This is a genomic window from Devosia sp. P1_H9 (assembly GCF_056405135.1).
Map to the genome: position 1 here is coordinate 262,977 of NZ_JBFUCQ010000002.1, position 14,857 is coordinate 277,833.

Sequence of the window (14,857 nt, forward strand, 5' to 3'; positions counted from 1 at the left end):
AAGAGACAATGGCGAAAGCGCCAAAAACCAAGATTACTCCCAAAGGCCCGCGGCAGTTCGCCGTCGGCAACCTCCCCTCTCGCGAAGCCATCCTCGAAGCGATGGCGCAGCAGCCGACCCTCGATGGCAAGCGCGACCTGGCGCGCCATTTCGGCATCCATGGCGACATGCGCACCCCATTCAAGGTGCTGCTCAAGCAGATGGAGGGTGAGGGCTTCATCGCCCGCACCCGCAAGCAGATCCGGCCCACAGCCGCCCTGCCCGCCGTGACCGTGCTCGATATCCCAACCGACGCCGACCCAGACAACCTCCACGCCTTCCCCGCTCAGTGGAACGACGAGGAAGGCGCGCGGCCCCGCGTCATGGTCAAGCAGCCCAAGGATGCCCGTGTTGCTCCCGCCCCGGGCGACCGCATCCTCGCCCGCATCAGCGCCGGCGATGGCGAGCTGCCGAACTACACTGCCCGGGCGATGAAGATCCTCGACAAGCCGCGGCGCGGCCAGATCGGCATCGTCCGCATGGACGAAGACGGCGCACGCCTGATCCCGGTCGATCGCAAGCAGAAGGAAATGCGCATCGAGGGCGGCGACCTCGGCGGCGCCCGTGATGGCGACCTGGTCGAAGTGGAGGTGAAGCTCACCGGTCGGCTGATGATCCCCAAGGCCAAGGTCACCTTGGTCATTGGCAATCCGAAGACCGAGGGCGCGGTTTCGATGATCGCCATCCACAACCTCGATATCCCCTACCGCTTCCCGGCCTCTGTGCTGAAGGAATCGGAAGCGGCCAAGGAAACCACGATCAAGGGCCGCGAGGACTGGCGGCACATCCCGCTCGTCACCATCGATCCGGCCGACGCCAAGGATCACGACGATGCGGTCTATGCCGAACCGGACACCGACCCGAAGAACGCCGGCGGCCACATCGTCTATGTCGCCATCGCCGACGTCTCGGCCTACGTCCGCCCAGGCACGGCCCTCGATCGCGAAGCCTACATCCGCGGCAACTCGGTCTATTTCCCTGATCGCGTCGTGCCGATGCTGCCCGAGCGCATCTCCAACGACCTCTGCTCGCTGAAGGAAGGCGAGAACCGCCCGTCGATGGCGGTGCGCATGGTCTTCGACCAGCATGGCAAGAAGCGCTCGCACAGCTTCCACCGCGTGCTGTTCCGTTCCGCCGCCAAGCTCAACTACCAGCAGGCGCAGGCCGCCATCGACGGCCGGCCGGACGACAAGACCGGCCCGATCCTCGACACTATCCTCCGCCCGCTCTGGGCCGCCTACGGTGCCATGGCCAAGGCCCGCGACAATCGCGGTCCGCTTGATCTCGACCTGCCCGAGCGCAAGATCATCCTCGACAAGGCCGGGATGGTCGTCGACGTCAAAGTCCCCGAGCGGCTCGATGCGCATCGGCTGATCGAAGAGATGATGATCGCCGCCAATGTCGCGGCGGCCGAGACGCTGGAGAAGCACAAGAGCGCCCTGCTCTACCGGGTGCACGATACGCCGAGCCAGGAGAAGCTGGTGGCGCTGCGCGACTTCCTGAGTTCGTTGCAGCTGCCGGCGCCCAAGTCCGACGCGGTGCGTCCCTCCGACTTCAACCGCATCCTCGACAAGGCCCGCACCGACGGCAAGATCCAGCAAGTCAGCGAGATCATCCTCCGCACCCAGGCGCAGGCCGAGTACGCGGCCGAGAACTACGGCCATTTCGGCCTCAACCTCGATCGCTACGCCCACTTCACCTCGCCGATCCGCCGCTATGCCGACCTGATCGTGCACCGAGCCCTGATCACCGCGCTCGATCTCGGCAAGGACGGGCTGACCGAAGGCGAGATCGTCAAGCTGCCGGGCATCGCCCAGCACATCTCGTCGACCGAGCGCCGCGCCATGCTGGCCGAGCGCGAGACCATCGACCGGCTGTTGGCGGAGTTCCTCGCCGCTCACGTCAACGCCAAGTTCGAGGGCCGCATCTCCGGCGTCACCCGCTCGGGCCTGTTCGTCCGGTTGAAGGATACCGGCGCCGACGGCTTCATTCCCGCCTCCACCCTCGGGCAGGACTACTATCGCTTCGTCGAGGAGATGCAGGCGATGGTCGGCGATCGCACCGGCGAAACCTTCCGCATCGGCGATGATGTCAGCGTCCGCCTGCTCGAGGTCGCCCCCGTTGCCGGGGCTCTTCGCTTCGAACTCCTGAGCGAAGGTAGCCGCGGCGTTCCGTCATCTGGTGGGCGCGGCCGCAAAGGACCATCTAGCAGCCGAGGCAAGGCGGGCGCCTATCGCAAGCTCGCCAAACGAAAGAGATAGCGATGGCGGTCGAGATCGGTTTTGTGCGCGAGCAGCGTTCGCTGTGGAAGGCAATCGGCAACGGCGTGATGTGCCGCTGCCCGAACTGCGGCAAGGGCAAGCTGTTCCGTTCCTACCTCAAGCTCAACGACACTTGCAGCGAATGCGGCGAGAAGCTGAGCGCGGCGCGTGCCGACGATTTCCCGCCCTATATCGCCATCTTCATCGTTGGCCACGTGCTGATCGGCTGGATGCTGCATGCCGAGATGAGCGGCCCGGTCGATCCGATGCTCTACGTCTGGACCATGATCCCCGCCGCGATTCTGTTGCCGCTGATCATGCTGCCCTCGATCAAGGGCGCCGTCGTTGGCCTTCAGTGGGCCAACTACATGTACGGGTTCGACCCGAGCCGCGGCGATACTTCGCGCAGCGACGTCTGAGACAATGGGCGGCCCCGGCCGCCTAGTGTCCGCTTGACATCGGCCCGAAAATCCGTAGTTTCCGGCCAAATTTCCACGGGCCGGTTGGCCGGTTGAATTCAGTGCCCCGCGGATAGCGCGCGGCAAGCCGTTTCAAGGAACCTGACCATGGCCAAAGCCGTATCCCTCAAGATCAAGCTCGTGTCGACCGCCGACACCGGCTTCTACTACGTCACCAAGAAGAACTCGCGTACCCAGACCGAGAAGCTCTCGTTCAAGAAGTACGATCCCGTCGTGCGCAAGCACGTCGAGTTCAAGGAAGCCAAGATCAAATAATCTGCCGCTTTCGTGCCGGTTTCAAAGCCCCGCGCCCCTTGGCGCGGGGTTTTGCGTTATGGGCATCACGAATGGAAAACGCCCGCCCCGGTAAACGGGACGGGCGTTCGATGAGTGGCTGGTCCGTAGCGGCATGTCGAAGAGGCCACTCTTGCCCGCTACGGACCAGCCTCCCTACGGACCCAGGAGTTGCGGCGGACCTGAGGAGAACCGTAGGGGTGACTGCTGACACCGATAGTGTCGGCGTTGTTCTATGGGGCTAACTTAACCCTTTATCGCTGCGGAGCAAATAGGCGCTCCACAACGTTACTAATCCTTAACCTTAATGATTTGGGTATGCGACGGAATCGTGACGATCGCAACTACGCCGCGTCGAATACGACTCGATTCCGGCCCTCGCGCTTGGCGCGGTAAAGCGCCACGTCGGCGCGCTTCAGCAGCATCTCTGGGGTATCGGTATCGTGCTCGTTGAGCGCCATCCCGACTGACACCGTAACCGCCAGCGGCCGCCCGTTGCCGGCGTCAAAGCCCTTCTCCGCCACCGCCCCGCGCACCCGCTCGGCAACGCCCTGCGCCTGGCGAAAGTCCGTGTCCGGCATCAGCACCACAAATTCCTCACCGCCGAATCGGCAAGCGAGATCGACGCCGCGGATGTTGCGCCGCAGCCGATCGGCGAACTCGCGCAGCACTGCATCGCCGGTGTCGTGGCCGTGCGTATCGTTGACCGCCTTGAAGTAATCCATGTCGATCAGCATTACCGCCATGTCGCGGTCCTGTTGCTGTGCCTTCTGCAACAGGATCGACAGATGTCGCTCGAAGTAGCGCCGGTTATAGAGCCCGGTCAGCTCGTCGGTCACCGCCAGCGCCAGCGTATTGTTGACGCTCTGGCGCAGTTCCACGGCGTAGCGCTGCCGGCGGATCTGCGTCCGCACCCGCGCCATCAGCTCGTTGCGCTCCACCGGGCGCATGATGAAGTCGTTGACCCCGAGGTCGAGCCCCCGCACCACGCGCGGCCGGTCGTCCTCCTCGGCGATCAGGATGATCGGCAGCGTCCGTGTCTGCTCAGCAGTCCGCATCTGCGAGCAGATGCGCAACGGGTCAAAATCGCCCAGCGCCATCGACACCAGCGCCAGCTCGAAGTCGCCACCGCTGACCGCCAGCGCGGCGTCGGACGGGTTGACGAGCACATCCACCCGATTGTTAGCGCTCAGATAGCCCTTGATCCGCTCCGCGTGCCGGACGTCGGCATCGACCAGCAGGATGCGGCCGTCCTCGTGGTCAATGGTGTCCATGGCGCGCATCGCGTCTTCGATGGCGATCTCCTGGCCGGTGCGGGCACGCGCCCTCAGCTCGTCAGTCAGCGCCTTGAGGCGGACGAGGCTTTTCACCCGCGCCATCAGCTGGATGTCGTCGACCGGCTTGGTAAGGAAGTCGTCGGCGCCGGCCTCGAGACCGCGCACGCGGTCGGAGGGCTGATCGAGCGCGGTGACCATCAGCACCGGGATGTGGCTGGTCTTGCGGTCGGCCTTCAGCCGCGTGCAGACCTCGAAGCCATCCATCTCGGGCATCATCACGTCGAGCAGGATGATGTCGATCTCACCTTCGGCGCAGATGGCGAGCGCTTCCTTGCCCGACGACGCCGTGACCACATCGAAATACTCGGCCGAAAGCCGAGCCTCGAGCAGGCGTACATTGGTCGGAATATCGTCGACGATCAGCACCCGCGCCGTCAAAGACCTCAAGCCCCCGCGATTTGAGGAAATCTGCCGTTGCCAGCCAAGGCAAAAGCCTAGTTGGCGGGTCCAATGTAGCGGGCAATGGTTTCCAAAAAGTGAGGCACGGAGATCGGTTTGGAGATGTATCCCTCGCAGCCGCCCTGCAGGATACGCTCCTCGTCGCCCTTCATGGCGAAGGCGGTGACGGCGATGACGGGAATCGCCATCAGCTCGTCGTCTTCCTTCAGCCACTTGGTGACCACCAGGCCCGAGACTTCCGGCAGCTGGATGTCCATCAGAATTAGGTCGGGGCGATGTGCCCGGGCAAGGTCCAGCGCCTCCAGCCCGTTGCGGGTCTGGATGATGGAATATCCACGCGATTCAAGCAGATCGTTGAAGAGCTTCATGTTGAGCTCATTGTCTTCCACGATCATCACAGTCTTGGGCATGCAGACTCAAATCCACCCGGAATGGGGGCTGGCGGGTACTCGTGTTCTGCCCGAAGTTCGGGGTAACATCAATCGATTACAACCGAGCCGCTGCCCTTGCCCAAAACCGCCGAACTCACCTCCCGCACGCTGGGCGATCTCTGCCTGCACCACCTGGCCGAGAACCCGGCGCAACTCGCCGAGTTCATGAGCCTGACCGGTTACTCGCCCGATGCGCTGCGCAAAGCGGCCGGGGGTGACGGGCTCGATAGCGGGCTGATCGACTACTTCGCCACCAACGAGGCCCTGCTCCTCGCGCTCTGCGCCAACAACAGCTTCAAGCCCGACGATTTTATGCGCGTCTGGGCAAGGCTCAACCCGGCGGGATGATCGAGCCATGCTCTCGATCTGCCGCGACTGTTCGGCAACGCTGGAGGCTCTCGACGCCCCCAGTCGCTGTAGCACATGCGGTTCACCGAGAATCATCGCGCATAACGAGCTCGGCGCGCTGAGCATCGCCCACGTCGACTGCGACGCCTTCTACGCATCGATAGAAAAGCGCGACGATCCGAGCCTCGTCGACAAGCCGCTGATCATCGGCGGCGGAGTTCGGGGCGTGGTCTCGACCTGCTGCTACATCGCCCGGCAGTACGGCGTGCGCTCCGCCATGCCCATGTTCAAGGCCAAGGAACTCTGCCCCCACGCGGTGATCATCCCGCCCAACATGCAGAAATACGTCACGGTCAGCCGCGAGATCCGCGTGCTGATGGACCAGCTCACGCCGCTGGTCGAACCGCTTTCGATAGACGAGGCGTTCCTCGACCTCACCGGCACGGAGGCTCTGCACAAGGCCAAGCCCGCCGTGGTCCTCGCCCGCTTCGCCCGCAAGGTCGAGCAGGAGATCGGCGTCACCATCTCAGTCGGCCTCAGCCACAACAAGTTCCTCGCCAAGGTCGCCTCGGACCTGGACAAGCCGCGCGGCTTCGCGGTGATCGGCCGGGCCGAAACCGTGGATTTCCTCGCCCGCCAACCGGTCACGTTGATCTACGGCGTCGGCAAGGTGTTCGCGGAAACGCTGCGCAAGGACGGGTTCGACACCATCGGCCAGCTGCAGGCGACGCCACCCGAAAAGCTGATGCGCCTCTATGGCGATTCCGGCGCCCGGCTCTCTCGTCTGGCCCGCGGCGAAGATGCCCGCATCGTCTCCACCGACGACCAGATGAAGACGGTTTCTGCAGAGACCACCTTCAACGCCGACCTCAAGAGCTTCGACGACCTCTCGACCGAGCTGCTGGCCCTCTGCGAACGCCTGTCGGAGCGGCTCAAGGCCAAGTCGATCCTCGGCGATACCGTCACCCTCAAGCTCAAGTCCGCCGGTTTTCGCTTGCGCACCCGGGCCCGGCAATTGATGATCCCGACACAGCTTGCCAACGTGCTCTACGAGACCGGCTTGCAGCTTCTCGCTCGCGAGATCGACGGGACGGCGTTCCGCTTGATCGGCATCGGCGTCAGCGGCATTTCGGAGGCAGACGGCGTCGATCCGGTCGACCTGATCGAGCCGGGAATCGCGCGGCGCGCCGCCGCCGAACGGGCCATTGATCGTGTACGCGATCGCTTCGGACGGGACGCGGTGATCCGCGGCAAGCTATACGACCGGGTGAAGGCTCGCGCCGCCCGCAACGCAGACAAAGACGAAGAGAACCAGGATGACCAGCCCCCTCGATAAGCTCCGCGAATATGGCTACGAGCTGCCGCAGCCGAAAGCGCCGGTCGCGACCTACATTCCGGTCACCCGCACGGGCAACATCATCTATGTCTCGGGCCAGATCTCCTCGGGGCCCGATGGCGTGGCGGTCGGCCTGCTCGGCGATACCATGAACGTCGTCCAGGGCGGCAACGCCGCCGAACTCGCAGCAGTCAACTTCCTCAGCCAGATCGTCCATAGCGCCGGCGTCGACCTCGCCAAGGTCAAGCGCGTGCTGAAGCTCACGGTGTTCGTCGCCTCGACGCCTGACTTCGCCGAACAGCACCTCGTCGCCAACGGCGCTTCGAACCTCATCGTCGGCGTGCTTGGTGACAAGGGCAAACATGCCCGTTCGGCCGTCGGCATGGCCTCCCTGCCCCTCGGCGCCGCCGTCGAAGTCGAAGGCATCATCGAAGTCGAGGACTGAGGCGGCGGCGACGCGAAAGTGTCATGCGGGGCTGCTAGCGCCGGCGCGTCCTGAACCCCATATGACGGCTTAGAAGCATGAGCGCCAAACCCAATTTCGACCGCCCAATCGCCCATCGCGGTCTGCATGACCGCGGTCGCGGCATCATCGAGAACACCGCGAGCGCCTTCGCGGCGGCGATGGAGGGCGGCTACGCCATCGAGTGCGACGTCCAGCTCAGCCGCGACGGCATCCCGATGATCTTCCACGACGACGATCTCGACCGGCTGACCGGCGTCGCTGGCCCCGTCGGCGCCCGCACCATGGCCGAACTCGCCAGTTATACCCTGCTCGACAGCGCCACGGGCGACACGCCGCAGCGCTTCAGCGAGTTCCTCGCCCAGATCAACGGCCGCGTGCTGCTGCAGATCGAACTGAAGCAGCAGCCGGACAAGTCCTCCACCGAGGTGCTGGCGCAGACCGTGATGGATGCGCTCAAGGGCTATCGCGGTCCGGTGACGCTCGAATCCTTCGATCCCAAGCTGATCGTCGAGGTGAAGAAGCGCGGCGCCACCATGCCGGTCGGCATCGTCACCTATGCCTATGACGAACCGGAATGGGATCAGCACCTGAGTGACGCCACCAAGTTCGTGCTGCGCCACCTGCTGCACTGGCCGGTGAGCCGGTTCGATTTCATCTCCTGCCGCGACAAGTCGCTCGATCTGCCGGCAGTGAAGCTGTTCCGCTCGTTCGGCATGCCGGTCACCGCCTGGACCATCAAGTCGCCCGCCGCGGCGCTCGCCGTCCTCGGCAAAGCCGACCAGATCGTATTCGAGGGATTCGATCCGCCAAGTGCCTGAGGAAACGCTCAGCGCCGACGTGCTCAGCTCCATCGCGGAGATCCCCGCGGAGGTATGGAACGGACTGGCGCCGGGTCATGACGGGGTAGTCGACAACCCCTTCCTCGATCACCGCTTCCTGCTGGCGCTGGAGCAGTCCGGCTCTGCCTCCAACCGCACCGGCTGGCAGCCGCAGCACATCCTGCTCAGCAACAGTGGCGGCGCCCCGGTCGGGGCCATGCCGCTCTACCTCAAGTCGCACTCGCAGGGCGAATATGTCTTCGACCACGGCTGGGCCGATGCCTTCGCCCGCGCCGGCGGTGAGTACTACCCCAAGCTGCAATGCGCCGTGCCCTTCACCCCGGTGACCGGCCCACGCTTCCTCGCCCGCGACGACGCCAGCCGCACCGCGCTGATCCGCACCGCCGAAACGCTCGCCACCCGCAACAACATCTCGTCGGTCCACGCCACCTTCGTCAGCGAGGCCGAGGCCGATCTCGCCCGCGCCTCCGGCTGGCTGGTGCGCCACGACACCCAGTACCACTGGCACAATGACGGTTTCTCGAGCTTTGAGGACTTCCTCGGCACCCTGTCATCGCGTCACCGCAAGGTTACCCGTCGCGAGCGCCGTGATGCGCTGGAGGCCGACGGTCTGACGGTGAAATGGCTCACCGGCGCCGACCTCACCGAGAGTGTCTGGGACGCGTTCTTCGAGTTCTACCAGGATACCGGCAGCCGCAAGTGGGGTCGGCCTTACCTCAACCGCCGCTTCTTCTCGCTGCTCTCCGAGGCCATGGCCGACCGGGTGCTGTTGATGTTCGCCTATGACGGCGACGAGCCTATCGCCGGCACCTTCAGCATGATTGGGCACGATCGGCTCTACGGCCGCTACTGGGGCGCCACCCGCAACGTGCCGTTCCTCCATTTCGAGCTCTGCTACTACCAGGCCATCGACTTCGCCATCGCGCACCAGCTGCCGGTGGTCGAGGCCGGCGCGCAGGGCGAGCACAAGCTGGCGCGGGGCTACGCTCCCGCCACCACCCGCTCCGTTCACTGGATCGGCCACCCTGGTCTCCGCGACGCGGTGTCCCGTTTCGTCGCGCAGGAACGCGCATCGGTGGCGCGCGAACAGGAGGCACTGGAGCGCTACACCCCATTCAGACATGGGGACCCGCAATAGCTGGGAGTTGCGCGGACTTCGCCACTATGGTTCGAAAGCACCACACTGGACGGGTTTGGGTCTGGCGCGGTACCTTGCCGCCTCAGCCAGACCACACTCGCGATGGATATGACGCCCGCCTCATCCCGAGGCCGACGGAGACTGAATGAGCAAGCGCATCGCCATAGCCGCGATTGGTACGATGGGAGACGTTCAGCCCTTCGTCGCGCTGTCGCTCGCGCTGAAGAAGCGCGGGCATTCGGTCGTGCTCTGCGCCACCAGCGATTTCGAGGGTTTCGTCACCGGCCACGGCGTCGAGTTCGCGACGCTGGGCAGCGACATCCAGGCCTTCATGCGGCAGAGCCAGTTCGACAATGTCATGTCGAAGAACTCGCTACTCTATGCGCCAAAGCTCCTGCGCGACGGCCAGAAGATCATGAAGGAGGCCTGCCGGCACCTCTGGGCCACCGCCCAGGACGTCGACGCCATCATCTTCCACCAGACCACCAATTTCGCCGTCGACATCGCTGAGGCGCTCGACATCCCGGCGATCATGACCGCCTTCCAACCGATCAACCCGACGGGCGAGTTCCCCTACTTTGGCTATGACGGCCCGCAGCCAGAGCCGCTGTTCAATCGCATCAGCCTCGATCCGCTGTTCAACCGGCTGAGCTACGTGGTCCAGGCGGCGCACCAGAGCTACTACGATTTCCCGCGCGACCGGATGCGCGCCAAGCTCCTCGGCCTCCGTAGCCGCAAGCGCTCGGGCTTCTCCAAGAACGCCCGCGGCGAACCGATCCCGGCGCTGCACGCCTATTCCCCGGTGATCTCCCCCCGCCCCGGCGATTGGCCGGAGACCACCACCGTCACCGGCTTCTGGCGGCTCGACGACATCACCAATTGGCAACCCGACGCGTCGTTCCGCAAGTTCCTCGATGCCGGCGAAGCGCCGATCTATCTCGGCTTCGGCTCGATGCCTTGGGGCGCCGCGCGCAACACCGAGATCATCACCAAGGCGCTGAAGGAATGGGGCGGCCGCGCTGTAGTCGGCAAGGGCTGGGGCGGCATCAAGGCCGAGGACCTACCTGAGACGGTCTACACCATCGACAAGGCACCCCACACCAAGCTGTTCCCGTTGATGAAGGCGCTGGTCCATCACGGCGGTGCCGGCACCACCTACGCCGGCCTCTATGCCGGCCGCCCGACCTTCGTCGTGCCGCACTTCTTCGACCAGCCCTACTGGGGCCGCCGTGTCTACGAACTCGGCTGCGGCCCTGCCCCGGTGCGCCTGCGGAAACTTACCCCGGGCATCCTCGCCTCGGCGCTCGATGAACTCGCCACCGACACCACGTTCCAGATCGCCGCGACCGAACTCCGCGACCGCCTCGTCCTCGAGGATGGCACCGGCCTCGCCGCCGACATCGTCGAGGAGACGATCGAGAGCTACCCGGGCAACTTCTACGACACCGACGACGTGATGGAGACCGCCTCGTGACCGCCTACGATCCGAGCAACATCTTCTCGAAGATCATCCGCGGCGAAATCCCATCGCACAAGGTCTACGAGGATGCCGATGTCTTCGTCATGATGGACATCTTCCCGCAGTCCAAGGGTCACGTTTTGATCATCCCCAAGGCGGCCTCGCGTAACCTGCTCGACGCCGATCCGGCGGTCCTCGCCAGAGCGATCGGCCAGGTGCAGCGCGTCGCCAAGGCCACCCAGACCGCCCTCAACCCCGATGGCATCCGCGTCGTGCAGTACAACGAAGCGCCAGCCGGCCAGTCGGTGTTCCACCTGCATTTCCACGTGATCCCGGTCTACGAAGGTATCCCCGTCGGCCGGCACGGCGACAGCGGCAAGGCCGACGATGCCGAGCTTGCCGCGCAGGCCAAGGCGATTGCAGCCAATCTGACGTGACTCCGGCGCCGCATCTCTCCCTGGGCTTGCTGCTGACCGCTGCTGCGGGCATGATCGACGTCGTCGGCTTCATCGAACTGGGCGGCTTCTACACCTCGTTCATGAGCGGCAACACCACGCAACTGGGCGCCGGCCTCGCACATCTGGGCCCCGCGCTGGCACTCCCCGCCGGTCTCGTGGTCATGTTCGTCATCGGCAGCTTTCTCGGCAGCCTAGTCTCCAGTATCGGCAATCGTCGCGGCCGGGTCGGCGTGCTGGCCATCGTGATTGCCGGCCTGCTCATAACCCTGACGCTCCACACCAACGGCTTTTCCGCCGCACAGGCGATGCTCGCGCTGGCGGCTGCCGCGGGGGCACAGAACGCGGTGCTGCCGCAACCCGGCGCCGTCCGGCTGGGCACTACCTTCGTCACCGGGACGCTGTTCGCAGTAGGCCAGGATCTCGCGCGCGCCGTCCGCCGCGAAGCCCCGCCGTTGCGCTGGGCCCAGCACCTGCTGGTCTGGTTTGCGCTGCTGTTCGGCGCCTTCATTGGCGCTGCCGCCTACGGATATTGGCAAGTCGGGGCGCTGGTCATCCCGGGAGCGGTGTACCTGCTGTTCATGATCGGCTTCATCGTCCGCAGGCCGGACTAGTCCATACGCTTTGCGACTCCCGGCAGAGGTGCTAGCCTCTCAACAGTGATGTTCTGAGCATTAGTTCGTCGACATTCTACCCTAGACTTGCTGGTCCAGGCGTTAGCACCCGATGATGACTGCCTCGCAACTCCGTGCCGCTCGGGCCCTGCTCGGTATCGACCAGAAGACGCTGGCCGACATGGCCGGGGTGTCGCTGCCCACGATCCAGCGGATGGAGGCCAGCGACGGCACCGTGCGTGGCATCGTCGAAACCCTCACCAAGGTGATCGAAGCGCTGAACGAGGCGGGCGTCGAACTGATCGGCGACAACGCCCGCAGCGACACGGGCGGCCGCGGCGTGCGCCTCCGACGACCCATGCCCAAGATCGATTGAGTTCCAGACGTCATACGGGCGATCACGGCCCCAGCCCCCGATGATCGCCGCGCTTGTTAGCGAAAGGCGAATGATCCGATGGCCAGTACTGCCCCGACTTCCCGCGCCGCTCGGCCACCCGCACTCGCCGACCTGTTCACCCCCAAACTGATCACAGTCCTCCGCGAGGGCTATGGTCTCGCCGACCTGCGGGCGGACGTTCTGGCCGGGCTGACCGTGGCCATCGTCGCGCTGCCGCTCTCCATGGCCATTGCCATCGCCTCTGGCACCACGCCCGAACGAGGGCTGTTCACGGCGGCCATCGGTGGCTTCCTAATCTCGGCGCTGGGCGGCAGCCGCTTCCAGATCGGCGGCCCGGCCGCCGCCTTCACGGTGCTGGTCGCCGCCACCATCAGCCGGCACGGGCTCGACGGGCTGCTACTCGCCACTATCATGGCCGGGATATTCCTGCTGCTGATGGGCGTGTTCCGCCTCGGCAGCTACATCAAGTTCATACCCTACCCGGTGACCGTCGGCTTCATCTCTGGCATCGCCGTGATCCTGTTCGTCGGCCAGATCCAGGATCTGTTCGGACTCAAGCTGCCGGCTGCAGTTCCCGGAGATATTCTTCCCAAACTCGAGGCGCTTGCCGGCGGCATCGGCACGACGAGCCCCGCCGCGCTCGGCATCGCTGCCCTCAGCGTCGGCATCATCGTGGGGCTGAGGCGCTGGCGGCCGCACTGGCCCGGCATTCTCATCGCCGTCATTGCCGCTTCGCTGGCCGCGGCGCTGCTGAACCTGCCCGTCGAGACGATCGGCACCCGCTTTGGCGGCATCCCCAACTCCCTGCCCAGTCCCTCGCTGCCGTCGTTCTCGCTCGACAAGGCGCAGGCCGTCCTGCCCGACGCCATCTCATTCGCCCTGCTCGGGGCCATCGAGTCGCTGCTCTCCGCCATGGTGGCCGACGGCATGACCGGCCGGCGGCATCGATCGAACATGGAGCTCGTCGCCCAAGGCATCGCCAATATCGGCTCGGCGCTGTTCGGCGGCATCTGCGCCACCGGCACTGTGGCCCGTACTGCCACCAACGTCCGCTCGGGCGCCCGCAGCCCGCTCGCCGGCATGTTCCACTCCGCCTTCATCGTGCTGTTCATGCTGGTCGCGGCACCTCTGGCGAGCTTCATCCCGCTTGCAGCGCTGGCTGGTGTGCTGGTGGTCGTTGCCTGGAACATGGCGGAGAAGCAGGCCTTCGCCACGCTGCTCCGGACGTCACCCGGCGACGCCGTGGTGCTGCTCGCGACCTTCGGCCTCACGGTCTTCCGCGGCCTCACCGAGGGCATCGTCGTCGGCTTTGCGCTCGGCGCGCTGCTCTTCATCCACCGCATGGCGCAATCGGCCGGCGTAGAGGTGCACGTACCGCCCGTCCCCGAGGATCAGGCCGACAGTGCCGGCGCGGCCCGCGGTCCCTATGATCCCAGCATCGCCACCGACCCCGACGTCGCTGTTTACCGCATCACCGGCGCCTTCTTCTTCGGCGCTGCATCGACGGTTGGCTCGGTCCTCGACCGCATCGCCGACCAGCACCGCGCCTTCGTCATCGACTTCTCGGCGGTACCTTTCATCGACTCGACCGCCGCCAACACCATCGAGGGCATCGCCCGCAAAGCCGCCCGCCACCACGTCGTGCTGCTGATCTCGGGCACCACGCCTGCCGTGCGAAAGTCCCTGACGTCGCACGGGGTACGGCCACCGGAGGTGATCTACGAAAGCACCATCGAAGCAGCGATCGCCGCAGCGCACCGCGAAATCACGCGACGAAACGGCTCGGAACCCGCGGTTCCGGCCTAGGTCAGGACAGGAACTCGGTCTGCTGCCGCTCGATCACCAGCGAGCGGATCGCCACGTTCGGTGGCTGGCCGAGCACATAGAGGATCGCCTCCACCACATCGCGATCGGTCAGCGGATCGGCCGCGCCGCGCGGCACGTCCCAGCCCTCCTCGAGCGGCGAGCTATCCTCGATATGTCCCGGATGCACCGACGTGACCCGCACGCTCGTACCGATCATCTCCTCGGTCAGCGCCTGCACAAAGCCGTTCTGTGCATGCTTCGCCGCGACGAACGGCACCGACGAGCCGCGCATCCGTGCATAGGGCAGCCCGCTCATCGATACCACCGTGTGGATGTCGGCATGCGGCCGTGCCCGCAGCAGCGGCAGCAGCCGACGGGTCAGCGCCATCGTTCCGGTCACGGTGGAATCGACCACTGCCGCGATCTGCGCGTCGGTCATCGCCTGATAAGCGCCGCCCACCCATTGCGACCCGGAATTGACCAGGATGTCGAGCTCCGGGCAAACCGAACCGATCTTGCTTGCCGCACCGGCCACCGACACCGGATCGGCAAGGTCGCACACGAATGCATCCGGGCGCTTTCCCGTCCGCACCTCGATCGCCTCGGCAACCGCTCCAATGCCTGCCGCATTCCGCCCCAGCAGCAGGGGGATCATACCGCGGTCGGCCGCGACGATGGCGAGGGCCGCTCCCAGTCCCCTCGCAGCGCCGGTTATCGCGATGGTCTTGCCTGCAAGTCCCATTCGTTCCTCCCCAAGTCTCACCGTCAAGAAAAAGGCCG

16 protein-coding genes are annotated in these 14,857 nt (G+C 65.3%); 13 read left to right on the plus strand and 3 right to left on the minus strand.

Annotated features, from left to right (window positions below):
* Positions 1 to 8: 8 nt before the first annotated feature.
* The 3 genes from rnr (at position 9) to rpmG (ending at position 3,034) form a co-directional block, all read left to right on the plus strand.
* Entirely contained in the window at positions 9 to 2,300 is a 2,292-nt protein-coding gene (rnr, locus tag AC1DYL_RS04480) for a ribonuclease R (protein WP_477172200.1), read from the plus strand.
* A gap of 2 nt (positions 2,301 to 2,302) precedes the next feature.
* Positions 2,303 to 2,719 (plus strand): DUF983 domain-containing protein, encoded by a 417-nt coding sequence (locus tag AC1DYL_RS04485; RefSeq protein ID WP_477149151.1) that lies wholly within the window; start codon positions 2,303 to 2,305, stop codon positions 2,717 to 2,719.
* A gap of 147 nt (positions 2,720 to 2,866) precedes the next feature.
* A complete protein-coding gene (gene rpmG, locus AC1DYL_RS04490; RefSeq protein WP_055048921.1) occupies positions 2,867 to 3,034 on the plus strand; it encodes a 50S ribosomal protein L33 in 168 nt (55 codons plus the stop codon).
* 362 nt (positions 3,035 to 3,396) lie between these two features.
* Here rpmG and AC1DYL_RS04495 read toward each other — a convergent pair whose 3' ends face one another.
* Both AC1DYL_RS04495 and AC1DYL_RS04500 read right to left on the minus strand, forming a co-directional pair.
* A complete protein-coding gene (locus AC1DYL_RS04495; protein WP_477172421.1) occupies positions 3,397 to 4,767 on the minus strand; it encodes a PleD family two-component system response regulator in 1,371 nt (456 codons plus the stop codon).
* Between the two features lie 56 nt (positions 4,768 to 4,823).
* Positions 4,824 to 5,198, minus strand: a complete 375-nt coding sequence (locus AC1DYL_RS04500) for a response regulator (RefSeq protein WP_326870215.1) — start codon at positions 5,196 to 5,198, stop codon at positions 4,824 to 4,826.
* A 96-nt stretch (positions 5,199 to 5,294) separates the two neighbouring features.
* Between AC1DYL_RS04500 and AC1DYL_RS04505 the strand changes: the two genes are divergently transcribed.
* The 10 genes from AC1DYL_RS04505 (at position 5,295) to AC1DYL_RS04550 (ending at position 14,077) form a co-directional block, all read left to right on the plus strand.
* Entirely contained in the window at positions 5,295 to 5,567 is a 273-nt protein-coding gene (locus AC1DYL_RS04505) for a DUF3572 family protein (RefSeq protein ID WP_477149149.1), read from the plus strand.
* A gap of 7 nt (positions 5,568 to 5,574) precedes the next feature.
* Positions 5,575 to 6,903: a DNA polymerase IV gene (locus AC1DYL_RS04510; RefSeq protein WP_477172201.1), complete on the plus strand. Its 1,329-nt coding sequence runs from the start codon at positions 5,575 to 5,577 to the stop codon at positions 6,901 to 6,903.
* Positions 6,884 to 7,348 carry a RidA family protein gene (locus tag AC1DYL_RS04515; RefSeq protein ID WP_477149147.1) on the plus strand — a complete coding sequence of 155 codons (465 nt, stop codon included), beginning with the start codon at positions 6,884 to 6,886 and terminating at the stop codon, positions 7,346 to 7,348. The genes AC1DYL_RS04510 and AC1DYL_RS04515 overlap by 20 nt, the downstream gene beginning before the upstream one ends.
* 77 nt (positions 7,349 to 7,425) lie before the next feature.
* On the plus strand, positions 7,426 to 8,187 hold the full coding sequence (locus AC1DYL_RS04520; protein ID WP_477172202.1) for a glycerophosphodiester phosphodiesterase family protein: 762 nt from the start codon (positions 7,426 to 7,428) through the stop codon (positions 8,185 to 8,187).
* A complete protein-coding gene (locus tag AC1DYL_RS04525) occupies positions 8,180 to 9,346 on the plus strand; it encodes a GNAT family N-acetyltransferase (protein ID WP_477172203.1) in 1,167 nt (388 codons plus the stop codon). The genes AC1DYL_RS04520 and AC1DYL_RS04525 overlap by 8 nt, the downstream gene beginning before the upstream one ends.
* Before the next feature lie 145 nt (positions 9,347 to 9,491).
* A complete protein-coding gene (locus tag AC1DYL_RS04530; protein WP_477149144.1) occupies positions 9,492 to 10,820 on the plus strand; it encodes a glycosyltransferase in 1,329 nt (442 codons plus the stop codon).
* Positions 10,817 to 11,242: an HIT family protein gene (locus AC1DYL_RS04535; protein ID WP_477172204.1), complete on the plus strand. Its 426-nt coding sequence runs from the start codon at positions 10,817 to 10,819 to the stop codon at positions 11,240 to 11,242. Before AC1DYL_RS04530 ends, AC1DYL_RS04535 begins: the two co-directional genes overlap by 4 nt.
* Positions 11,239 to 11,874: a YoaK family protein gene (locus tag AC1DYL_RS04540; protein ID WP_477172205.1), complete on the plus strand. Its 636-nt coding sequence runs from the start codon at positions 11,239 to 11,241 to the stop codon at positions 11,872 to 11,874. The genes AC1DYL_RS04535 and AC1DYL_RS04540 overlap by 4 nt, the downstream gene beginning before the upstream one ends.
* Before the next feature lie 112 nt (positions 11,875 to 11,986).
* On the plus strand, positions 11,987 to 12,250 hold the full coding sequence (locus AC1DYL_RS04545; protein WP_477149141.1) for a helix-turn-helix domain-containing protein: 264 nt from the start codon (positions 11,987 to 11,989) through the stop codon (positions 12,248 to 12,250).
* A gap of 78 nt (positions 12,251 to 12,328) precedes the next feature.
* Positions 12,329 to 14,077, plus strand: a complete 1,749-nt coding sequence (locus AC1DYL_RS04550; RefSeq protein ID WP_477172206.1) for a SulP family inorganic anion transporter — start codon at positions 12,329 to 12,331, stop codon at positions 14,075 to 14,077.
* A gap of 1 nt (position 14,078) precedes the next feature.
* On the opposite strand, the gene AC1DYL_RS04555 is transcribed toward AC1DYL_RS04550, so the two are convergent.
* Positions 14,079 to 14,819, minus strand: a complete 741-nt coding sequence (locus AC1DYL_RS04555; RefSeq protein ID WP_477172207.1) for an SDR family oxidoreductase — start codon at positions 14,817 to 14,819, stop codon at positions 14,079 to 14,081.
* Between the last annotated feature and the right edge of the window lie 38 nt (positions 14,820 to 14,857).